Origin of the sequence: Vibrio gazogenes, assembly GCF_023920225.1 — a bacterium.
Taxonomy (GTDB): Bacteria; Pseudomonadota; Gammaproteobacteria; order Enterobacterales; family Vibrionaceae; genus Vibrio; species Vibrio gazogenes.
Genome location: NZ_CP092588.1, coordinates 983375 through 1005217 on the forward strand (window position 1 = coordinate 983375; position 21843 = coordinate 1005217).

The 21843-nt window shown below is 47.5% G+C and carries 25 protein-coding genes, 1 pseudogene and 1 riboswitch; of the genes and pseudogenes, 5 read left to right on the forward strand and 21 right to left on the reverse strand.

The genetic code is table 11. The features are described from left to right. Nucleotides 1–31 precede the first annotated feature (31 nt). From MKS89_RS20030 to MKS89_RS20095, 14 genes are read right to left on the reverse strand one after another with little or no spacing between them, the layout of a single operon-like run. Entirely contained in the window at nt 32–838 is an 807-nt protein-coding gene (locus MKS89_RS20030; RefSeq protein WP_072955317.1) for an ATP-binding cassette domain-containing protein, read from the reverse strand. Further along, nucleotides 838–1512 (reverse strand): cobalt ECF transporter T component CbiQ, encoded by a 675-nt coding sequence (gene cbiQ / locus MKS89_RS20035; protein WP_072955316.1) that lies wholly within the window; start codon nt 1510–1512, stop codon nt 838–840. The genes MKS89_RS20030 and cbiQ overlap by 1 nt, the downstream gene beginning before the upstream one ends. Continuing rightward, entirely contained in the window at nt 1496–1780 is a 285-nt protein-coding gene (locus MKS89_RS20040) for an energy-coupling factor ABC transporter substrate-binding protein (protein WP_021021057.1), read from the reverse strand. Before MKS89_RS20040 ends, cbiQ begins: the two co-directional genes overlap by 17 nt. After that, nucleotides 1777–2532, reverse strand: a complete 756-nt coding sequence (locus tag MKS89_RS20045; RefSeq protein ID WP_072955314.1) for an energy-coupling factor ABC transporter permease — start codon at nt 2530–2532, stop codon at nt 1777–1779. The genes MKS89_RS20040 and MKS89_RS20045 overlap by 4 nt, the downstream gene beginning before the upstream one ends. An 11-nt stretch (nt 2533–2543) precedes the next feature. Beyond that, complete coding sequence (locus MKS89_RS20050; protein WP_072955313.1) at nt 2544–3371, reverse strand: cobalt-factor II C(20)-methyltransferase; 828 nt, start codon at nt 3369–3371, stop codon at nt 2544–2546. Beyond that, nucleotides 3368–4213, reverse strand: coding sequence for a sirohydrochlorin cobaltochelatase (gene cbiK / locus MKS89_RS20055; RefSeq protein ID WP_072955312.1), 846 nt, complete (start codon nt 4211–4213; stop codon nt 3368–3370). The genes MKS89_RS20050 and cbiK overlap by 4 nt, the downstream gene beginning before the upstream one ends. Continuing rightward, nucleotides 4188–5009, reverse strand: coding sequence for a precorrin-6A reductase (cobK, locus tag MKS89_RS20060; protein WP_072955309.1), 822 nt, complete (start codon nt 5007–5009; stop codon nt 4188–4190). The genes cbiK and cobK overlap by 26 nt, the downstream gene beginning before the upstream one ends. Then, a complete protein-coding gene (locus tag MKS89_RS20065; RefSeq protein WP_072955307.1) occupies nt 5006–5731 on the reverse strand; it encodes a precorrin-3B C(17)-methyltransferase in 726 nt (241 codons plus the stop codon). Before MKS89_RS20065 ends, cobK begins: the two co-directional genes overlap by 4 nt. Next, complete coding sequence (locus tag MKS89_RS20070; protein WP_072955305.1) at nt 5716–6810, reverse strand: cobalt-precorrin 5A hydrolase; 1095 nt, start codon at nt 6808–6810, stop codon at nt 5716–5718. The genes MKS89_RS20065 and MKS89_RS20070 overlap by 16 nt, the downstream gene beginning before the upstream one ends. Beyond that, nucleotides 6797–7564, reverse strand: a complete 768-nt coding sequence (locus MKS89_RS20075; protein ID WP_072955302.1) for a cobalt-precorrin-4 methyltransferase — start codon at nt 7562–7564, stop codon at nt 6797–6799. The genes MKS89_RS20070 and MKS89_RS20075 overlap by 14 nt, the downstream gene beginning before the upstream one ends. Further along, nucleotides 7561–8136 (reverse strand): decarboxylating cobalt-precorrin-6B (C(15))-methyltransferase, encoded by a 576-nt coding sequence (locus MKS89_RS20080; RefSeq protein WP_072955300.1) that lies wholly within the window; start codon nt 8134–8136, stop codon nt 7561–7563. The genes MKS89_RS20075 and MKS89_RS20080 overlap by 4 nt, the downstream gene beginning before the upstream one ends. Nucleotides 8137–8164: 28 nt before the next feature. Further along, nucleotides 8165–8782, reverse strand: coding sequence for a cobalt-precorrin-7 (C(5))-methyltransferase (locus MKS89_RS20085; RefSeq protein ID WP_072955297.1), 618 nt, complete (start codon nt 8780–8782; stop codon nt 8165–8167). Next, nucleotides 8779–9915 (reverse strand): cobalt-precorrin-5B (C(1))-methyltransferase CbiD, encoded by a 1137-nt coding sequence (gene cbiD / locus MKS89_RS20090; RefSeq protein WP_072955295.1) that lies wholly within the window; start codon nt 9913–9915, stop codon nt 8779–8781. The genes MKS89_RS20085 and cbiD overlap by 4 nt, the downstream gene beginning before the upstream one ends. After that, a complete protein-coding gene (locus MKS89_RS20095; protein ID WP_205409138.1) occupies nt 9912–10592 on the reverse strand; it encodes a cobalt-precorrin-8 methylmutase in 681 nt (226 codons plus the stop codon). Before MKS89_RS20095 ends, cbiD begins: the two co-directional genes overlap by 4 nt. A 159-nt stretch (nt 10593–10751) precedes the next feature. Further along, a riboswitch (cobalamin riboswitch) is annotated at nt 10752–10946 on the reverse strand. A gap of 320 nt (nt 10947–11266) precedes the next feature. Between MKS89_RS20095 and cobA the strand changes: the two genes are divergently transcribed. Then, entirely contained in the window at nt 11267–12052 is a 786-nt protein-coding gene (gene cobA / locus MKS89_RS20100; protein ID WP_072955292.1) for a uroporphyrinogen-III C-methyltransferase, read from the forward strand. Between the two features lie 13 nt (nt 12053–12065). On the opposite strand, the gene MKS89_RS20105 is transcribed toward cobA, so the two are convergent. Then, a complete protein-coding gene (locus MKS89_RS20105) occupies nt 12066–12674 on the reverse strand; it encodes a histidine phosphatase family protein (RefSeq protein WP_072955714.1) in 609 nt (202 codons plus the stop codon). A 444-nt stretch (nt 12675–13118) separates the two neighbouring features. Between MKS89_RS20105 and MKS89_RS20110 the strand changes: the two genes are divergently transcribed. Beyond that, nucleotides 13119–15152: a starch-binding protein gene (locus MKS89_RS20110; RefSeq protein ID WP_072955289.1), complete on the forward strand. Its 2034-nt coding sequence runs from the start codon at nt 13119–13121 to the stop codon at nt 15150–15152. Between the two features lie 99 nt (nt 15153–15251). Here MKS89_RS20110 and MKS89_RS20115 read toward each other — a convergent pair whose 3' ends face one another. Next, nucleotides 15252–16244 carry a hypothetical protein gene (locus MKS89_RS20115; RefSeq protein WP_072955286.1) on the reverse strand — a complete coding sequence of 331 codons (993 nt, stop codon included), beginning with the start codon at nt 16242–16244 and terminating at the stop codon, nt 15252–15254. Between the two features lie 308 nt (nt 16245–16552). Here MKS89_RS20115 and MKS89_RS20120 point away from each other — a divergent pair. Further along, nucleotides 16553–16663 (forward strand): annotated as a pseudogene (locus MKS89_RS20120) (IS110 family transposase); the annotation flags it as partial. A gap of 77 nt (nt 16664–16740) precedes the next feature. Here MKS89_RS20120 and MKS89_RS20125 read toward each other — a convergent pair. Both MKS89_RS20125 and MKS89_RS20130 read right to left on the reverse strand, forming a co-directional pair. Next, nucleotides 16741–17364 (reverse strand): LysE family translocator, encoded by a 624-nt coding sequence (locus tag MKS89_RS20125; RefSeq protein WP_072955284.1) that lies wholly within the window; start codon nt 17362–17364, stop codon nt 16741–16743. A 132-nt stretch (nt 17365–17496) separates the two neighbouring features. After that, complete coding sequence (locus tag MKS89_RS20130) at nt 17497–17976, reverse strand: YehS family protein (RefSeq protein ID WP_072955281.1); 480 nt, start codon at nt 17974–17976, stop codon at nt 17497–17499. A 360-nt stretch (nt 17977–18336) separates the two neighbouring features. On the opposite strand from MKS89_RS20130, the gene MKS89_RS20135 reads away from it, so the two are divergent. After that, nucleotides 18337–19086 (forward strand): 5'-methylthioadenosine/adenosylhomocysteine nucleosidase, encoded by a 750-nt coding sequence (locus MKS89_RS20135; RefSeq protein WP_072955275.1) that lies wholly within the window; start codon nt 18337–18339, stop codon nt 19084–19086. Between the two features lie 313 nt (nt 19087–19399). On the opposite strand, the gene MKS89_RS20140 is transcribed toward MKS89_RS20135, so the two are convergent. The 3 genes from MKS89_RS20140 to MKS89_RS20150 all read right to left on the reverse strand — a co-directional run bounded on the left by MKS89_RS20140 (nt 19400) and on the right by MKS89_RS20150 (nt 20865). Further along, the gene (locus tag MKS89_RS20140; RefSeq protein WP_072955273.1) at nt 19400–19813 is read right to left on the reverse strand and encodes a GNAT family N-acetyltransferase; all 414 of its coding nucleotides are present in this window, start codon (nt 19811–19813) and stop codon (nt 19400–19402) included. A 90-nt stretch (nt 19814–19903) separates the two neighbouring features. Beyond that, a complete protein-coding gene (locus MKS89_RS20145; RefSeq protein WP_205409139.1) occupies nt 19904–20419 on the reverse strand; it encodes a hypothetical protein in 516 nt (171 codons plus the stop codon). A 230-nt stretch (nt 20420–20649) separates the two neighbouring features. Further along, complete coding sequence (locus tag MKS89_RS20150) at nt 20650–20865, reverse strand: hypothetical protein (protein ID WP_072955270.1); 216 nt, start codon at nt 20863–20865, stop codon at nt 20650–20652. Between the two features lie 664 nt (nt 20866–21529). On the opposite strand from MKS89_RS20150, the gene MKS89_RS20155 reads away from it, so the two are divergent. Then, nucleotides 21530–21730, forward strand: coding sequence for a hypothetical protein (locus tag MKS89_RS20155; protein WP_072955268.1), 201 nt, complete (start codon nt 21530–21532; stop codon nt 21728–21730). The last annotated feature ends 113 nt before the right edge of the window (nt 21731–21843 follow it).

Here is a 21843-nt window from a genome sequence, read left to right on the forward strand (position 1 = left end):
GTGTGTCCCACGGCCTGTATTTGCTTTACCGTCATTGGATAACCGAAGCCTGATTGTACATCTCTTGCTCGCTACGAAATAAAGGGATACCCAATGTCTGATGCATTTTGACCAGCCACGGTTGTTCCAAGCCGATGTTTTCCATCGCAACTTTGTCGAGAAAAATGGTTTCCGGGTTTCCCGCACTCACCACAGCACCGTCGGCCATCACATAAACGTAATCGCACAACTCGTAAATCAGATCGATATCATGGCTGGACATCACAACATGTTTGCCGAGAGAAGCAAATGTCTCAATCAAAGATTTCATCTGACGTGTTCCGATGGGATCCAGCCCGGCAGTCGGCTCATCCAGCAGCAGATACGAACTGTCTAACACCAGCGCACCGGCAATCGCGACCCGCTTTTTCTGACCATAGCTCAAAGCATGAACCGGCTGATTGATCAGGTTTTGACCATCTACCAATGATAACGCATCGCTGACTCGCCGCTCGATCTCTGCTTCATTCACCCTCAGATTTCTTAAGCTAAAAGCAATGTCATCAAAGACATCGGTATAAAATATTTGCTGATCCGGTTCCTGAAACACCAGCGTGACGCGCTGTCGATACTCAAACAACGATTTTTTCGCGTATGTCAGGGGCTGACCTTGCCATAAAACGTTGCCATGACGTGGCCGGTATAAACCAAGTAAGAGTTTAAACAGTGTCGATTTACCACAACCGTTGGCACCGACCACCCCGATGACCGAATGTGCCGTGAAATCCATCGACACATGCTTGAGTACCGGTGAGCCATCCTCATAAGCAAAATCAACCGCTTGAACCGCTAACGTCATTAGAGAAACTCTCCTTGATATAGCTTCACAAAAAGGGATGCTTTCATCTGTTGATGGCGCACCAAGACACGCTGTAACAACATCGCCGCTAACTGTGCCAGAGATTTAAGCCAGTTACGGCGACGGATATAACCAAAGCGCAATGTTTGGGCGGTAAAAATGGCGTGCGCTTCTTCAATCAAAATAAAAATAAACCGATACGTCAGTAACATTTGTTCAACCAGTACCATCGGTAACCGCGTTGCTTTCAGCAACCGGATACACTGGTTGAATGGCGTCGATACCACAAAACAGTAAGTGGCAGCAATCGAACATAAACAACGTATCAATGTTTGCTCAGCCATCCCCCATAACTCACGACTGACGCCGAAAAATCCGTCAGCAACCGGCAGACTGATGATCAATCCATCCGGCTGTTGATGATAGGTCAACACCATCGCAATAATGCTGAAGAGCAAAAATCCGGCGGGTAACCGCAACCAACGCAGGTATTGCCTGAGCGTGATCCGGCCACCGACACAAGTCAGCAGCATCAACAACAGAAACAGTCCCCATTGATAAACAACCGGTAGTGTGAGAGCCAGAATCAACGTGACGAGATAAAACCAGCCTTTGTACACGGGGGGCACATGAACCCACCGACTCCGATAGGCATACTTATCGATGAGTAACATGACGACGCCGACGCCCTTGATAAAAGCCGAGAATATAGAAAATCACAGCCGAGCCAAGCGAACCCTGTAGGGTAAACAGCAGGCTTTCAATTTCACCGCTGGCCGGTTCGAATATCGGCTCAAGCCACGGCTGATAGTCAGGCGCTATTTCGGTGATGACCGACTCTGCTTCACCGTCTGAACCACCAAATTCGCCCGGAACACCTAACACAAACGGCATTACGATCAACAGGCCGATCATCAATATAATCAATACATTCTTTTTCATCTCAGCACACCTTGTGTTTTTCCGAGCAACGCCCGTTTACTCAGTTGTTCATAAATCAAAACCGTCAGTAACCCTTCCGCAATGGCAATTGGCACCTGAGTCAGCATAAACACCCCCATAAATTTACTCACTGAGGCGACCATCCCTAACTGCGGATCGGGGAATGCTAAACCCAGTTGCACGGAAGTGACCAAATACGTTGCCAAATCAGCACCGGCGGCACACAAAAACACAGCAATATCCTTTCTGAGATTGAGCCGGTTCGCCGTAACCCACAAAGCGTATCCGACCAAAGGCCCGATCACCGCCATTGACATGCCATTGGCCCCCAAAGTTGACAGACCACCGTGTGCCAGTAACAACGCCTGAAACAGCAAAACGATCCCGCCGAGCAGCGGTACCACCATAAACCCGAACAGAACCACCGCCAGACCTACTCCCGTGGGGTGGGAGCAACTGCCAGTCACCGCCGGCAGCTTGAGCGCGGACAAAACAAAAATAAAGGCCCCACACAGCGCTAACAGCACCTTTTTGTCACTGTCGTTGGCAACCAGATGCTTCAATTTTCTGATACTCAAGATCAAAAATGGCAGAAAGAGTACCCACCAGCTCAGCGCCCATATCGGTGGTAAAAATCCCTCCATGATATGCATCGCATTCGCACTGATGGGGAACATCAAGCACGCCACTGCTCCGAGACATGGCCCAAAGGGTTTGTAGGAGAGTTGAGAGAACAAGCGTTGAGAAAACATAAGTCAGTTCCTTATCTATTATCTGAGACGGCGGAGAACCTTTGTGGTTGGTCACCATGATTGGTCTTCACGAGACCCCGGTGGACGAAACCTTGATGGGCGAAACGCCGATTCACTAAAATGGTCGAAAAGTAAGGCAGCGGGGTGTCGCTACGAATCGTGCTCAGGTCTGGATAATAGATTTCGTTGTCCATTGACGCATTCGCCATCAAAATGGCACAGGAGAGCAATCCCTGTTCATCCAGTAGGGTGCGGATTTTTTCAAATCGCCCATACACTTTCATCAACACCACACATTCATGCTCGGTCAGCGCTCGGCGCAAAACCGCTTCGTCCGCCGTGCATGACATCACCGCCATTGATTGTTGTTCCATACAAAGCGGGAATTGTCCGCCGGCAGCAATGGCAGCAAATGACGTGATGCCCGGCACCACTTCAATATCCAATTGTGGCGCAAGCCGTTCGAGCAAGAACACCCAAGTGCTGAACAGCATACTGTCACCCAAAGTGATAAAACCGACCTGCTTCCCCGCTGTGACATCTTGTGCGATTTCTGCGGCAATGCGATCCCAGGCCTGATGCTTGGCTGCTGCATCGTTGGTCATCGGAAAGTGGCGCGCTTGGATCACCACGTGTTCCCCCAGATACTCGCGCACAATGGACAAAGCAAGACTGTCCCCCTGCTGACGCCCGGCCGGTGCGTACAATACATCGAGATGACCCAAAATCCGGGCAGCGCGGACGGTGATTAAATCACTGGCTCCCGGTCCGGTGCCCATGGCAAATAACTTTCCACCATTTTTGAACTTCCCACCATTCTGTAATTTGCCACCACTCATGCGATAGGCTCCTTGACATCCGTTGCTGGCATAACGATGGCCGAGCGTTGATCGCCAGACGGCTCCGGTGGCGCGGCAACCGCAGCTAAATGGTCAATAAATAACTGACGAATCAACGGATTTTCACCTAATCCCTGAACGATCGGTTCGGCGGCAATCCCAGCCTGTTGAATCAGGACTTTCCATGAGTCCGCTTCATCGGAGGCCATGTCATGAATCGCATGGTCACCGGCTACCAGCATCAATGGCATCAAATAAACTTTCCGTACCTGCGCCTGTTGCAGCCGCTTGATAACGGTCTCGATCCCCGGATAACTTTCCACCGCACCGACCATAAAAGGTCGCTGATATGTTTGCATCATATGGTCAAGGCACGCATAAGCTGAAAACGCATGATGTGTCGTCCCGTGTCCCATCAACACCAAGCGTTCATCGCTCGCAAGTGGCGGTGACTGGTATTCAATCGCATCAATCAAGCGGTGATAATCATCATCGCCACTCAACAATGGAACACCGATGTCGATCCGTGCAAACTGGTCTTGAAAATGCGCGACTTCACGGACGATCTTTTCATATTCGTCACCGTTGATAATATGGAGCGACTGGATTAACACATCCTGATATCCGGCACGTTTCAGCGATTCCAGAGCCTGACGCGGGTGATGAATGTCCATCCCATCCCGCTGCGCTAACTTGTTAATAATCATCGATGAGGTAAAAGCCCGAAAGAAATCCCGGTCGGGAAATGCGTCCGCCAAAGCTTGTTCACATGCCTCAATATTTTTTTGCCGTGCTTGCGGATAACTGGTTCCGAAACTAATCACTAATAGTGCTTTTTTCATCAAATGATTCCTTCTGTTGCCATGAGCGGAACAATGCTTCGCACGCGTCAAGGTCGTGTAATGTTTCAACATAGTGGGTCACAAAATTCAGGGGAGGACGTTGAATCACAATGCAAGGGATCCCCAGTGACAGACATGGCTCCACTTTTTCGGTAAAGCCACCGGCCTGACCGGACTCTTTGGTGATCACCACATCCGGCTGGATCATGTCATACAGCGCGTGATTCATCGCTGCGGAAAAAGGACCTTTCATCGCAATAATTTGCGCATAGCTAAGCCCCAAAGACTCACATTCCGCGACCACTTCCGATGTCGGCAACACACGCGCATATAAGGTTTTATCGCTCAGTAATTGCCGGAACCGGGCGAGATCTTTACTCCCGGTGGTCAACAACACGTTCTGCTGTTGCGGGGTGATGCGTTCACAGGCTTCCGCAATACTGCGGACATAGGTGAGCAGCGGATGCGCATCGACATCGACCGGTGTCGGACGCTCATAGCGAATCACCGGACACCCCGTTTTCAAGCTGGCAGCTACGATGGTTTCCCGTAATTGCTGCGCATAAGGATGAGCGGCATCAATCACACAATCGACCTGATGCGTCAATATCCATGAACTCATCGTTGCGGTATCCAGCCGGCCTTGAATAACCGGTGCGCCCAGCGACTGTACCGCAGCCAGCCCTGTCGGGGTCGCCACGGACAGTGTATAGCGGATACGACATTGCGCCAGCATCCGGCAGAGGATGGCTGCATCGGACGTGCCGCCAAAAACCAGGACATGGTCGGGGCTCATAACGTATATCCTCGTGGTGTAATCATCAGCCCCTGTTCAACATAAGTGGACTGATTGCCGACAATCACCATCGTACGCATATCGACCCGTTCGAAATCCATAGCTGCCAAAGTGGTCAGCCATTTGGTTTCTTTACGACGTCCGGCTTCTTTGACGACCCCGACCGGTGTGTCCGGTGCTTTATAGGGAGACATCAATTCAAATGCATGACGTAAGTGCCCTTCCCGCCCCCGACTGCGCGGGTTATAAAAACAGATCACAAAATCAGCGGCTGCGGCTGCGTTAATGCGCTTGGCAATCACTGACCAAGGTGTCAGTAGGTCACTCAGACTGATATGACAAAAATCATGCATCAGGGGCGCCCCCAACGCAGCACCGGCAGCAATACTTGCGGTCATTCCCGGCACAACCTTCACTTCAACATGCCACGTCTGCTTGGTCACCATCTCCAGAATCAAGCCAGCCATGCCATAAATCCCGGCATCGCCACTACTGATAAGCGCAACGGTTTGACCCGATTGTGCAATCTCAAGGGCGACCTGACACCGTTCAATCTCTTTACACATCCCGGTTTTAATCACTGGTTTATCACCCACCAACGCTTTAACCAGATGGGTATAGGTTTTATAGCCCACGATCACGTCAGCCGCTTCAATGGCAGCGCGCGCCTCTGCGGTCATCATCTCTAGGCCACCGGGGCCAATGCCTACGACATATAACATGATTTCATGACTCCATAGGTCAGGGTAATACCTTGTTGTCTTAGGGTTTCCCCCAACAGACAACCGTCACTGAGCAGCCAGGCTGCCGGTTGAGAAACACATCCGACACCCACAGTTTGTTGAACGAATTCCGATTGAGGAAATTGTGCTGAACACGAACTTAATTCGGCCGCGCTGAATAATTTGAAGGGCACCTGATACTGCTGCGCCAGATGTTGCAATGCCGGCTCATCACATTTGAGATCAATACTGCCAATCGCAGCCACAGCGAGCGGATGAATATTGAGGCGTTGCAACTGTTGCTGAAAGAGGGTCAGTAGCTGTACGGAAGACACGTTTTTCCGACACCCGATGCCGGCAACGAGGCGTCTCGGGATCAGCTGAAAGCTGGGAATGGGCCAGTCCGGTCGCATCACTTGCATCGACACATCAATCAGCGCGGACAACGCATAACGGGCAACATCGTGTTCTGTCACAAGGGTCAAACCGCGAATATCAAACTGACGGATATCAAAACCGAGTGTCGCTTCGAGCCACGGATCAATATAAAGCCCGACCGTGTGCCCACTGACCAGCAATTGGTTTACGGTTTTGGTCGCAGCATGCAACTGCTCACTCGCGGCGTTCAACTGTTGTGCCAACAGATCGAAAGCACAGGTTTGATTGACATCCGTTGCCGTCGAGATCACCGGTTGCGCTCCAAGACTGTCAGCCACCTGTCGAGCCAGCTCATTTGCCCCACCGATATGCCCCGACAACAGACTGATCACAAATTGTCCTTGTTCATCAATCACTAACACGCCCGGGTCGGTGAATTTATCTTTCAGTAGCGGCGCGATCATTCTGACCGCAATCCCACAGGCACCAATAAAAATCAGGGCATGATCACAATGAAACCGTTGGGCGACCGTCTGCTTTAAATTACCATCAAATGGCAGGAATCCAGCCTGTAGGTACTTCTCCGCGCAGTAGCAATGCATCGATAACGCCGATAAAGCCTGACGAAGCCGCCGGGCAATCTGCTGACCGCCCGGTGTCAGGCTAAACAGTGAAACGGAACGTTCGCTAACGGTATTCATGACAGAACTCCGCATCATAGAGTTTGGAGTAGTGATACTCTGCCCCCAGAAAGCGACCGACTAAGATCAAAGCCGTTTTGTGAATCCCCGCATCCGTCACGGTTTGAGCGATATCGGCAAGGGTGCCTTTCAGGGTCTGGCAATCCGGCCAAGTGGCTTTATACACCACAGAGACGGGGGTATCGAGCGGGTATCCCCCCTGTACCAATTGTTCAACAACGGCAGCGATGCCCTTGACTGACAGGAAGATCGCCATCGAAGTTTGATGGCCGGCAAAGCGAGCCAGCGACTCCAGCTCCGGGGTTGGTGTCCGGCCAGCCATCCGGGTAATAATCAGGCTCTGCGAGACTTCAGGCACCGTGTATTCAACCCCAAGTTCAGCTGCGGCTCCCAGAAAAGAAGACACCCCGGCAATACAGCGAAAGCCTATCTGCTGTTTTGCCAGTTCTTCCCCCTGTTCTCGCACCGAACCATACAACGACAAGTCACCGGTTTGCAGTCTCACCACCAGTTTATTGGCGTGAATACCGTCAACCATCAGTTGAATAATTTGCTGTAAATGTAAGGCAGCACTGTCATGGCATTTTGCTTCCGGCTTGCAGTAATCCAATAATGCCGGATTGATCAGCGAACCGGCATAAATCACCACGTCCGCCTGTTGCAGCAAGCGATAACCTTTCAGGGTAATCAGCTCCGGATCTCCGGGTCCGGCACCTACAAAATAGACTTTGCTTTTATCCAGTGTCTCCGTCATTGTGCGCTCCCTTCAGTACACCTGGTACACGACATCACAAACGTGGGGTTATTGGGTTTGAAATAGTAACTGCTGCCCAACGGGGTCATCGGAGACACCATGATCTGGGTACAGTCCAGATCCCGGAGCGGGCCGTGTTTCAGGTGCTCTAACGCCTGATGCAGATTGTCTTGCAGAATAAATGTCATCACTAACCGGCCTTGTTCCGTCAAATGAGCCAGAGCCCAGTCAATGATCGCCGTGAGGTTGCCGCCACTGCCGCCGATAAATATCGCATCCGCGCCTCCCGTCAGATCACAAGGGGCAATAGCCTCAATCAGCGCAATCCGCTCGACGGCGTGGTGTTTGATGTTTTGCCGCATTACTGCCAGCGCCCGGGCATTTTTCTCAATGGCGGTAACGGCCAACTCAGGAAAACGCAGGGCTGCTTCAATCGCAACACTTCCGGTTCCCGCCCCGACATCAATCAACCGCTGCGCCCGACCGAGTTCTAATCGATCAAGCACGACAGCGCGGACTTCCTGCTTGGTCATCGGCACTTTGTCGGCTCTCAGAAATTCGCTATCTTTCATCTGTTTCTCTTTCGTTCAGTCCATTTGTTCAGTGCATTCGTTCAGGGGATTCATTGAGCACAATGACAACATTCATGTCATATGACCGCTGCACCTGTTCTGCCCGAAGCATCGAAATCCGTTGATTGGCGTAGCCCAGATTTTCACCAATAATAAAGGTCCGCTTCAGTTGCCGGATAAGCGCTTGCTGAGCAATGCGATACGGCCCGAGATATTGATCCGTCACCAATGCGACCTTGTCGTGTGCAAACAGAAAATCGAAGTCCGGTGACTGACCATGACTACTGGTGATATACAGCTCGTTCATATCCATGCCGATTTCAGCAAACAACATCTGAATCGAACTGATACCGGGAATGACTTGCCGCTGAGCGGGCGGAAAATGCTGGCAGATACGTTTACCGATCCCAAACAACATCGGGTCGCCCGATGCCAACACCACCACCTGACGGGATGAAATCTCAGCCAGAAATTGCATGGCTTGGTCGATACTGCCCGACATTGCTATTTTTTCACCCTGAAAATCAGGAAACAGCTGCAATAGTCTCGGCCAACCGACCAACACCTCAGCACGGTCAATGAGCTGACGCGCAGCCAGCGTGAGCATGTCATCTTTACCGGGGCCGAGACCAACCACATAAATCATTGGTAATCCTCCAAAATTGTGTCAATCGGACGATGACAGCCTAAGATCTGATTGTCATAAGAAAACAGCACTACATCGCAACAAAACGGGTGACTGGCATAACGCAGCATGTCCGCAACCCGTGTACAGATCCGCTGCGCCAGCGCGGTATAAACGGCCTGATAGCCATGCTGTTCAATCAGTACCAGTGCTTCTTCTGTGGTCAGGCAAGCATAAACTTGTTGCAGCAATGCATTCGGTGCCCCCAGCAATGCCAAATGGGTAACCAGCGTTTCCAGACGCGCATCGGCAACATGCGAATGGGTATGAAAAACCCCGGCAGCAATCTTAATCAGCTTGCCGATATGCCCGACTAATAGAACCTGCTCGAACTCAAGACGACAGGCCTCTTGCAACATGTAGCCGACAAAATTACTCATGGTGACGACCATCTCGTGATTCAGATGCAACTGTTGACGCACAAACCGTTCGCCATGGTTGCCCGGGACGAGAATGACCCGGCGGTGACCTTGGGCTTTTTTCTGTTCCAGTTCAATGGCTAACGAGCGTTTCCAGCTCTCTTCAGACATTGGCGTCACAATGCCGGTTGTGCCGATAATCGAAATCCCATTTTCAATGCCCAGCTTGGCATTGTAGGTTTGTTTGGCTCGCTCAATACCTTCCGGTGCGAAAATCTCAACCGTGACGCCTTGGTTCGGCCCGATAACCTCACGCACCGCTTGTTCAATCGTATGGCGCGGGGTTTTATTGATGGCCGCTGCACCGACCGGCAAACCAACGCCCTGACGTGTGACGATGCCGATGCCTTCGCCTCCCGTAATATCAATCGATGTGCCGGAATTGCGTGTCACCCGGGCAAAAATCAACATGCCATGCGTCGCATCGACATCATCCCCGCCATCTTTGCGAATCGCAGCGACAGCCTGAGACTGCGCGACAGTCGCAGCTTCAACACTCAGATGCAGTGGAACACCGGACGGTGTCACAATCGAGACTTGATCAATACATTGTTGACGCAGCAGCATCAGTGCCGCGACTTTCGCAGCCGCAGTCGCACACGAGCCGGTGGTATAGCCTTTGCGATATGCTTTACCGCGATGCCAGACCAGATCCTGAGCCGTCGGTTCAGTCATCGTCCCTCCTGCATGTCATACAGCACCGCGTTAACAATCGCGGCGGCAACATTACTGCCGCCTTTGCGCCCCAGCGCAGTAATAAAAGGGAAATCACTGTCATACAGGGCTTGTTTTGATTCAGCCGCACCGACAAACCCCACCGGAACGCCGATGGTGACAGGCCGCTTTGCTCCGGCACTTTGCAATAATTGAAACAGTGCCGTCGGGGCGTTGCCGAAAACAAACACCGCATCGTCGCTTTCAGCCAACGCCTTTTCTACCGCAACCATCGACCGGGTTTTACCCTGTGCTTTCGCTATCGCAGCGACATCCGGATCGGCAATATAACAGCGCACTTCACAGCCGAATTGACGGAGCAGTGATTTATTCATCCCGGCGAGCACCATGGTGGTGTCGGTATAAAACACACACCCAGCCGCAATCTGAGCTTGCAGCCCGGTCAGAACCGTTGGCGAGAATTTTAAGATCTCCAGCCAGTCAAAATCGGCGGTGGTGTGGATCGCCCGGGTAATGATTTTTTGCTCAAGCGGATGGCGGAAACGATAGGTCGGAAAGTCAGTCTGGATGATTTGATCAATGATCTCGAAACTGGTCGATTCGATTTGCTGAGGTTGCTGAATAAATGACGGCGCTTGCGGCCCTGTTGTCATGTTTTGATTTTGCTTCGCTTTCATATCCCACCAATCACCTGTTTTACAAAAAAGGTTTCACTGAGCAAGATTTAACCAGACCGGTTGAACCAAGCTCTGTTTTACTGGTGAATTGCGGGTATAAAGCAACCGCCCCCAAATCGACGATTTGGAAACTGCACCTTACTCGCTTCCCACCGAAGGAGTTACGGAATTGCTTTGACTCGTCTTCTGACTTCGCGTCAACCTTCCTGATCCCTTCCCGTTTGCACAGTGGTTTAATCAGGTCGTCAGCATTACAGTAGCGGGGGCTGTGGAGGAATTTCACCTCACTTCCGGCCGTCTCCAAGTCACCTCAATATGTTGCGATTCATTCATATCAAACGCTTGCAAAGCATCATGTTAAGAGGTGTTGGATAACGGATTCGCATCAAAGCAATGATGTTTATTCGTATCAACACCCTGACATAACAACGCCAGATTACATTGATAATCATCAATTTATCGTCACATAACCAAAGCAATGCTGATTCCTCAGCAGTCCATCACCTTCCCAAAAAATATTCATTGCTGGCATATAACCCCCTTCTGGATCAACGATCTTTTCTGACGGGCAGTGTTCAATAAGCGAAGTGTTCAATAAGCGAAATGCTCAATAAACGAATCGTTTAATCAGCGTAACGGTCACTCCGACCAATGAATCAACATGAGGTAAGACGATGAAAGGCAAAGTATGGTTGGTAGGTGCCGGTCCGGGCGATCCGACATTGCTGACCGTGAAAGCACTTTACTGTATCCGTCAGGCAGAAGTGATCGTCTATGACCGTCTGGTCAGCGATGAAATTTTGCAAGAAGCACCACCCCACTGCAAAATGATCAATGTCGGTAAGCTGCCTAATTATCACCCGATCCCTCAGGATGATATCAATGACTGTCTGATCCAGTTTGCGTTGCAGGGGCACAATGTGGTGCGGCTGAAAGGTGGTGATCCTTACGTGTTCGGCCGCGGCGGCGAAGAAGCCGAAGCACTGGCCGCATTCGATATTGCATTTGAAGTGATTCCCGGTATCAGTTCAGCGATTGGCGGACTCGCCTATGCAGGAATTCCGGTCACACATCGTGACTGTGCGTCGTCTTTTCATGTAGTCACCGGCCATTTGCAACAGGGGAAAGATCCGCTCGACTGGACACAGTTTTCCAGACTGGACGGAACGCTGGTGATTCTCATGGGCATGAGCCAAATCAAGCATATCTGTCAACAACTGATGGATGGCGGTAAACCGGTCAGTACCCCGGCGGCTGTGGTTCGTTATGCCAGCCGGGACAATCAGCAAGTGGTCACGGGCACTGTTGCCAATATTGCCCAGCGTGTAGAACAAGCCCAGATCAAATCTCCCGCATTGATTGTCATTGGCGGTGTTGCGGCAAAACATACCACGCTTTCGTTTCAGACAACTTGTCGCCATATCAGTGAGTTAGAAGCGTTCATGGCGTCATCGTGGTGAGAACAATCGACCTTCAAACCGTTAACGGACATGCAATATTGTTAACGGTCAGATAAGCCTGCCCCTGATAGCGGTTGAGGGTGAGATGTGTGACGCTCTGATTCGCAATCGCCAGTCCGGTGTACCAGCGCGGATTCTGCCAGTCCAGCCCCAGCACATGTGCCAGGATAAAACGAATCGGACCGCCATGCGTAATAATCAAACTATCATGCTGGCATTGCTCAATCAGGGCCTCCCACGCTTCGGTCACACGTGCTACACCGTGAGCCAATGGCTCAGCATCCGGCAGGGGCGCATGTGCCGGATCCGCCCAAAACTTTTCTAAGGTCTCCCATTCGTCTTGCAACGCATCGAACGGCACGCCATCAAACCGACCAAAATTCTGCTCTTTGAACCGTTCATCCACGGTTAAATGCAGCGCCGGATCCAATGCAGTTAATTGTTCCGCCAGATAGCGACACCGGGTTAAAGGCGAGGTATAGATGGTCTGAAACTGATAATGGGTCAGTAAAGCACGCGCCATCGTTTGTTGAGTCACTTCATCGACACCGACATCCGTATGCCCGTTCAGTGCTGGCTTCCCCTCGGTTTTCCCATGTCGCAGCAAATATAAGTGAATCATCTCATGTCCTTTGATATCCGATTCACTCAGCATATCAATTTCTGTAAAAAGCGCTCAACTATTTTGAGGATGAGCACGCAGAAGCCGAACGATGGCTGCATCATCCGGCAAGCTGTGTTGTTTCAAGATACTGTTGTTTCAAGATGCTGTGGCTTCAGGATACGGTGGTTTCAGGATCCTATGCCCTTTAGCATCGATTCACGCCTCTCATCCCCGAATCAGTGACAGCTCTCACACAATAAACGGTTGATGCAATTCTACGCCTGTCGAATTCCTCCCCATCATCTGCAGCCGTGGATGAGCTCTCCGCTATGATTTGTTTCTATGATAGGTGTTGTTGATGTGTTGCTGCGTGAATATGAAAACCCTTGAGTGACACGTTAACGAAACCAAACACATGTTGATGGAACAATGAACACCAATTGGAATGGTTAGGACGAGAATATGAATCACAAACTATTAACCGGAATAATGCTATGCGGCAGCCTGTGGGGGCTATCGCCAGTGTACGCACAGGATGCGCCCAAAACGACTTTTGTTCATTTATTTGAATGGCACTGGTCAGATATTGCGACGGAATGTGAAGACTTTTTAGGGCCAAAGGGGTTCGCGGCCGTCCAGATTTCACCACCGCAGAAAAGTATCGACAACGCGGCGTGGTGGTCTCGCTATCAGCCGATGAGCTATCAGTTCGACAGTCGCAGTGGCAATCGCGAACAGTTCAAAGATATGGTGAGTCGGTGTAAAGCGGCTGGTGTCGATATCTATCTGGATGCGGTTATCAATCATATGGCAGCGTTAAATCGGAGTTTCCCCGATGTCCCTTACGGCCCCAACGATTTTCATAACTGCACGGACAATATTAATTACAACAATCGCTGGCAAGTACAAAACTGTGACTTGGTGGGGCTGAACGACTTAAAAACCGAATCAGACTATGTGCGACAAAAAATCGCGGACTATATGAATGATGCCATCAGTATGGGCGTTGCCGGTTTCAGAATTGATGCGGCCAAACATATTCCGGCAGCCGATATTGCTGCGATTAAAAGTAAACTCAACGGCAATCCATACATCTTTCAGGAAGTCATCGGTGCTGGCGGCGAACCGATCCAACCTTCAGAATATGTTGGCAATGGGGATGTCACGGAATTTAACTTTGCTCGCACTCTCGGCAGTAAATTTAAAAACGGTCACATCAATGAGTTAAAAGAATTAAATCACTGGAGCGGCTGGCTCCCCAGCGATGATGCGGTTGTCTTCGTCACCAATCATGATGATGAACGCACCAATGCCAGTAATGAACTGACCTATAAAGATCAGGGCAATTTATACATGCTCGGCAATGTCTTCATGCTGGCCTACCCTTACGGCTATCCGAAAATCATGTCCGGTTATCAATTTAACCACAGCGATGATGCACCGCCGGCAACGGGTGTCCATTCAGGCAATGCCTGTCGTTTTAATGGTGGCGACTGGATCTGTACCCATCAATGGCGCGGCGTCGCAAACATGGTGGCCTTCCGCAACGAGACCGCATCACAGCAGCAAGTCACTCACTGGTGGGATAACGGTAGTAATCAAATCGCATTCGGTCGTGGCGGGCTGGGATTCGTCGTGATTAACCGCAGTGATACCGCGGCATTAGACAAAACCCTGAGCACCGGCATGCCTGAAGGGGACTACTGTGACATTATCTCCGGTAATTTCGATTCGGGTAGTCGGGCGTGCAGCGGCAATATGATTCATGTCGATAGTCAGGGCAACGCCACATTTCATGTATCTTTACAAAATGCTGCGGCAATTCACGTCGGTGCTAAAATCTCAGGCGGAACCACACCCCAACCAAACGAGCCGGTTCCTGCAACAGCAGTGAGTGAGCATGCAATCTGCTACTACGATAAAAACACCACTTTTAACCAACCATCTCTGTACTATTGGCATGTCGAGCCAAGCGATGCATTGGCAGCGACAAGCTGGCCCGGTGTCGCGATGGCGAAAAATGGTGACTTTGCTTGTTTTGAGCCCGCGACCAAGCTGACAACACTGAATGTTATTTTCTCGGACCAAGGCGCCTCGCAAACTGCCGATCTCACCACGCAGTCCGGTACTTGTTACTTCAACGGCGACTGGAAGTCACTGCGTGAGTGTGGTTTTTCACTCAAACCGGGAGAGGGTGGCAATCCGACGGTGCAAAACAACAAAGTGTGTTATGACAACCAGCAAAATTTTGCTCAGCCTTATCTCTATTTCTGGAATGTCGAGGCCACCGCTCCGGTCAATACCGTCTCATGGCCGGGCGTGGCCATGACCGCGGAAAACAACAGCTATTGCTATGATTTCCATCAGACGTTGTCTTCACTGAATGTAATTTTCAGTGACAATGGCAGCCGCCAAACCGCTGACCTATCGGCAACACCGCCAAAGCTCTGTTACAAGGACAATCAGTGGCATGAGATGAGTGCGTGTAGTTCTTAGTAAAAACGTATTCACATCCTTATGGCACGCAACACATTCGCATTAAGGATGCGAATTTTAGTTAGAGAACGATTTTTATGCGCGTAGTTAGTTGATTTATCAACAACACGCGCTAAAAAATCGTTTTTGAAGCCGAAAATTTTCGACTGCACAAGTTTTAATTTTTTCCCCAGATAATCCCCCGAAACCTCTAAGATCCAATGCACCCAGACAAAATATATAAGCACACAACATGGCAAAATAATAACTTCTATATCGATCAAGAGAAGATTTGCTTGTCCTGAATGGACTAAGCACTGCACCATGAGAACGCTCGTTTCTCATATTAAATAATAATAGTGAAAGTAAGAATTCCATTCTCTTGTTGGGCGTCGGTAGATTCTTCTCATCTGCAAGATCCAAGCATTTATAGGACGCATCCTTCGCTCTTTGCGTGGCCTTTTTACCGGATAAATAAAGCTTGAGAAAACTTGCTCCTTTGTTGATCCGCTCAGTCGATATAATACCAGTGGGCTCACCCGAATCATCTAATGCAAATCGCTTAATAAATTCATCATAAAATTGAGTACCAAGACAATAGCTGGCACGATCGGTTAATTGCTTACTATTACCATCGGCAAGAAAGTGTGCCTCACAAATTCGTTTTACGAGAAAACGACATGTCATGAGCGGAATATTTTCACACACCAGATCGATGATCGACTCCCAATCTCCCCTTGCTTGATTAAGAAGTTTCTGAGGCAGGCCTTGAACAATGCCTTTAATTCCTTTCCCCGAAAAGAAATAACCGCCAGCTTCGTCAATCACTTTAAAGCAATGATCAAACATATAATCTGGTCTGTAAGGGAGGAATTCCAATCCGTCGATTAAGTGACCGACACATGTTTGATATATCGGCTCATCACCGTAACCAAGCTGAACGGGAAAAAAAGGAATCAGCCTATTTGCTTTGTTTAGCATCTCTTCAAACTTACGCTCAGCTTTAAACTGAACAATTTCAGGGTATTTATTGTGGCAATGAACCCGTTCTTTCTTGAAATCCAAAATCAACCTCAAACAGTAAATAAATGTGGCACTTGATGCTGATTTCATCTGTGCTACCCATTAACTAAAAAACACCTATTCTGAACCCAAGAATATAGCGCCCAATGAACGATTGAGTTTAACAACAAAAACCGACGTAGTCCTTATTACATACCTTCGTTAAATACTAAATATGGCCTGTATTTGTGCTTTTGCTCTGGAAACTTCTGTTTAGGCTTCTGCGCAGATAATCAGGGTCGGATTGACTCACCCTTGCATATTGGTAAGAGTTACTGGCGCACAGGATGCTGATGCTACGGGAAAACGCGACGAATTTCTTGCTTTATCTTTTTGTAAGTTGTGGTGAAAGCGGGTGATACAAAGGTAAGCGAATCATTCAGGAAGAACGAGCGCAAATTCGTACTGGTCTTGACATGGCAATGCTGTCTGCGTTGCAGTCCAACCCCGTAATTAAAACGACTTATCAGCATCATCCTGAAATTCATCAAGAGCGAGTCCGGAGAAGGCTACGCTTTTGGTAGCCGGAACCTATTTAATTGGCTTGTTAAGCATGGTTACTGGAAACGAGAGCTGCACCAAACCCAACAAAGACCCCGCCAGTAATACGGTTAAACCATACTAAAGTTTTCTTTCTCTCCAGGTACTTTCTCAATTTAGAGGCCAATACAACATATGTGGCTAGAAACAAGAATGAACATACGGCGAATGTACCGGCCAATAAAGCAAATTGTGAGAAAACGGGTTGATCTAGATTGATAAATTGAGGAAATAAAGCCGTATAAAAGGCGATAGCTTTGGGATTACTGATACCTACAAGATAGGACTCGCTAAATATTTTTAAACGACTGGGGGCTGTAATGACTAATTTTTCAGTATGTTCCGTATGAGATAGAGGTTTAGAGCACCATGCCTTTACACCTAAATAAATCAGATACAAGCCACCTATAACTTTTATAGCAGTGTACAACAACGGAGACGCTAGAATTACGGCGCCTAAACCTACCGCCGACACTGAGGCCAAAGTGAGCATTGCTACAACATTGCCGACAACACCTATAAGTGCTTTTGAAAATCCATATTTTGCGCCATTTTTAATAGACAAAAATATCGCAGGTCCGGGGCTAGCTGTCGCTACAATACATATACCTAAATATATAAAATAGTCCATTAATTTATACTACGTATATATGTAATTAAAGCATAACGTTCCGTTTGATTGTGTACACCAATAAAATTAAAGTGTTTGTGTAACGCTAAACAGCAACCGCCAACGATAAACCACTTCAATTAAATTGGCTTGTTATGATTCGGATTCATCACCACTTGGGCGCAACTGATGCTGAAGACCTAACAAGAAGTTGCGAAGAATTTGGTCTTTGCACTCTCTATAGTGCTTATTATCCGGCTTACGGAAAAATGCACTGAGTTCATGCTTACTTAAACGAAAATCTACAAGTTGCATAATCTCTAAGATATCTTCCGCTTTCAAGTTCAAAGCAATGCGTAACTTCTGGAATACGATATTATGAGTTAACTTCTCTTCTGGCTTAGGCTGTTCACCTTCACGTTTACCACGCTTAAAATTGATAAAACCGTTCAGAAATATAGCCAACTCGGTGTCACTAAGTTCAACAAAAGACTCATCGTCTTCTTTTTTTAGCCAACGAATGACTTGTTCATCTGTCACAGTAAAGTCTGCTAAAGAGAAGATTTCAGTCATTACATTGTCTTTTAAATCAAAGGTATAACGTACACGGCGTAAAATATCATTATTGGTCAAAATAGTTCCTAGTTTCAGGTAAATCCAGTGCTATCAACACGATTACTGGAAGACTTGGATTTTATCAGATTTACGGCCTGCTCCCTACCCATTGTGTCCATTTGAGAGAAAATCATAACGCCTTATTCACCAGCGAGTAATTTGGCGTTGTTTTTAGCAGAAAACAGCGACTGAATAACCACCGTTCTCCTAGACAAATTTCGCCTATTCTTTGGACTGCAAATGCTATCCGTAATCATTCTATTCTGATGAACACATACATATACGACCTCTATACGAATAGTCAGTCCGACGTGAGCAAACGATTGCCCGAGTGAAGCATGTAGCGTAATATCTCCATAATTAACAAGGAGGTTTTTCATGTTTCGTATTTTTGCCCTATTGCTAACACTCTTTTCTTTTAACTGCTTTGCATCTGTAGCGCGTATTGCCATTGTTGGTGCAATGGATGTAGAAATTGAAGGTATTCTGCCCAAACTAACAAATGTTAAGCACAAAACCATTGGAAACCATATTTTTTATATTGGTGAACTAAATAAGAAGCCAGTCATCGTTACAAAATCTGGTGTCGGAAAAGTAAATGCAGCGCTCACTACAACATTGCTTGCGTCCAAATTTAATGTCACTTCAATTATATTTACTGGGATTGCAGGTGCTTGCTCTCCAGATTTAGAACCTATGGATGTAGTCATTTCAACGGCATTAGTGCAACATGATGTAGACTTAACAGCTTTCGGTAACCCTATAGGCTTGCTTGATGGTTATGAAAATCGAGAATTCTTACCTTCTGAGTCACTGGTTAATCAAGCATTGAAGGCTGCTCATTCTGTTTTAGGTGAAGATAAAGTAACAACAGGAACGATTGTTTCTGGTGACCAATTTATAGCAGATAAGAAAAAAGTAGCATTTTTGTATCAAGAATTCCAAGCTAAAGCGGTTGAAATGGAAGGCGCAGCTCTGGCACAAGTGGCTGATCAGTTTAATATCCCTTACGTTGTGATTCGTACTATTTCAGACAAAGCTGATGGCTCTGCATCACTTACTTATGATGAGATGAAAAATACAACCGCTCATAACTCGATATCAATTCTACTGGAAATGTTCAAATAAACTTTAGATTAACTGGTTGAAACCGATGCCATCATAACAATTTGATGGCATCATCCAGAGTTGGCAGTACGCCATCCCCCTTCGATTGAGAACTTTTCTTAATCTTTAATTAGATACTTACGCCCATCGAGCCTTTGTTACCAACAATTAGTAAAAATACTGAAAATGCAATGACACATTCTGTCTCTGATTAATTACGTTAAACCACAATTGGACACGTGATGAATCTGATGCTCTAAAATGTTTCTGTCAGATTAGGAAAAGGATGTTGATTCCTTGAGGTGCGTGTCCTGCTTATTTCTGTGTTAGCTGCTTATGCCATTTGCTTCGTTAAATAATGTCGTGCATGTGATACTGGATACTGCTCTAAAGACATCTGACATTCATAGCCGAGCTTTTCATAAAATGGTTTGGCTTGAAAGCTAAAGGTGTCCACCAATGAGAACATGCATCCCTTTGATTTTGCATAGGCTTCGAGCTTAGCCATCAACTCACTACCCATTCCAGAACCGCGTAATTCTTTATCTACCCAAAGAAAATTAACTAGTAGCCAACTCCCAAATATTTCGGCAGTTACGCCTGCGACTTTCTTCCCACGTTCAGTGATGTAGTACGCGATTTTATTACGCTCTATTCCATTCAGATACTGTGAGTTATGTTCAACCAAACCATCTCTAATTTCATTAATGCTCTCGTCTGAAGGAGACAAATCTAATTCAAATTCCATACAATTCCTCTTGGCAGCTAACGCTTGCAACAGCAGCTAACTAAGAGCCTGAGCAATTAGTTAGTCTGATGCTTGCTCTTGTTATCTGCTTCAGTAAAATACGGCACCAAGACTAACTATTCCTTTTATTTCAGAGACAATATCTACCCCATCAACTTCTTCGCATAGTTTTAGGAATCGATCGTAGCCATATTTGTTAGGAAGCAATACAGTAGCTTCAGAAAGATCAAACTTAAAGTTTCCCGGAAGCCGCCACTCCCTTTCATGAGTCCAATCGATAATTTGATCGTCTCGATTCAAGTCGAATCTAACTATTCTCCACCACTCATCTTCAGGCAGAATTTCTTTTGCTTTGCTAGTTGTTTCATAAACTACCGGTCGCCCACCTTTTCGAAACACGTAGGATTTTGGAAACATTATCCCGACTCCGACATACCGAACTTTGGCATGTTCGTTGTCTTTTCTATATTGCTCCTCGGTATGAATATTTTGGGCCAACGAATATAAAGGGGCATCTTGAAAGCAAGTAGCAGAGATGTCACCGCAAACAAAGCCACTTTCTGTAGTCGACCCTCTGATAACTCCAGATTTTAGAATCTCGACCAAAATATCTACTGGTCCTTTCTTTTTTCATTAATTTCCGCCGAACGTGTCAAATGAACTACTTGTGACGAAATGTCGCTTCTTGCTGCAACCCGACTTGTCCATAAATCAATATCGTATGGCACGATTTACTCCTTGCAGATAACGCTTTTGTTCAGCGGTGCCCTTGTAGCACAGCGAAAGGGCATCCGGTGGAGGGCCCGGAACGAACTGGAACTCTTGGTTATATGACCTTATGAGCCACATTCGCTACATTTCCATCCGCCAATTTTCGTGTTCAAAATCTTCCACACAATTACAAGAACTAACCAGACACCAGTGGTTGCCACGGTCAGTACTAAATGGACCAACAGCATGAAGCCACTGGATTTTGAGTTATTTCTGAAATGCTTAGTTGTTTCTCCACATTTTTTACAGTATTTCAACTGCTCTTCAATGTACGTTGCCATATTCCTGTTTCCTTCAACTACTCCTAAACTACTGTGTCGGTTTACTCACCGGCCACGGTAAAGATGCCACGCATATAACAGTTTATTATACAGAACCACTCTACAGAAATACTTCTGTATAACTTACTGACACTCGATGAAATTTTTGTCCTAATAGCATGGAAATACAGACAAAATGCCAGTAAAAAAATATCACCACGTCAGAAACCACAGCACAACGCTGTCTAACTCACTCACAAATGATTGACTAACGTTCCCACCCTTAGACACATCTCGGATAAGCCCCATTTGTTCGCGAATAAGCATCGAAACACCGTACATAGCATTAAATAAGTTGCAGAAAATCGCCAGAAAAAATTGACATAAACATGATATTTTTTGATATAGATAAAATTTGAGGTGCAGCGGTTTGGTGCGCGATTAATTTTACCGATTTCAATGGCTTCTTCGACAGCGCCCCAGAGACTTTTGCCCAGCAGCAAAAGTCCCCAAAAGTGCCTTGAGTTTAAGTTCAGCACACGTAATCAGGGTCGCTTTTATTCGCTCCTGCTCACGAAAAGCTAAAAATTCTTCCCTGAATTTTTACCCTGAGAGTATCGATCCTATTGGCTTTTTGCTATGTTTCACCCAACTCAAATCAACCACCCAACCAAGAAAACCATTCATGGAAGAATGGTTAGGCTTTTTCGGGCAGGACGCCCGTAAAAGGTGGTTCTGGACAACGTGTGACCAAGCAAACAAAAAAGATTTTCTGGTTCGTCTTTCATCTCTGAAAGATGAACTGGCGCACAGAACACCGATGCTACTGAAATCGCAGAACATAATTGTGCGTCAAATCTGGAGAGCCGGAGGCGGGAAAGATTAAAAATGGAGATGCAGCGGTTTGGTGCGCGATTGATTTTGCCGATTTCAATAGCATCTCCAACAGCGCCCCAGATACTTTTGGCGTTCCAAAAGTACCCAAAAGAACGGTTTAGT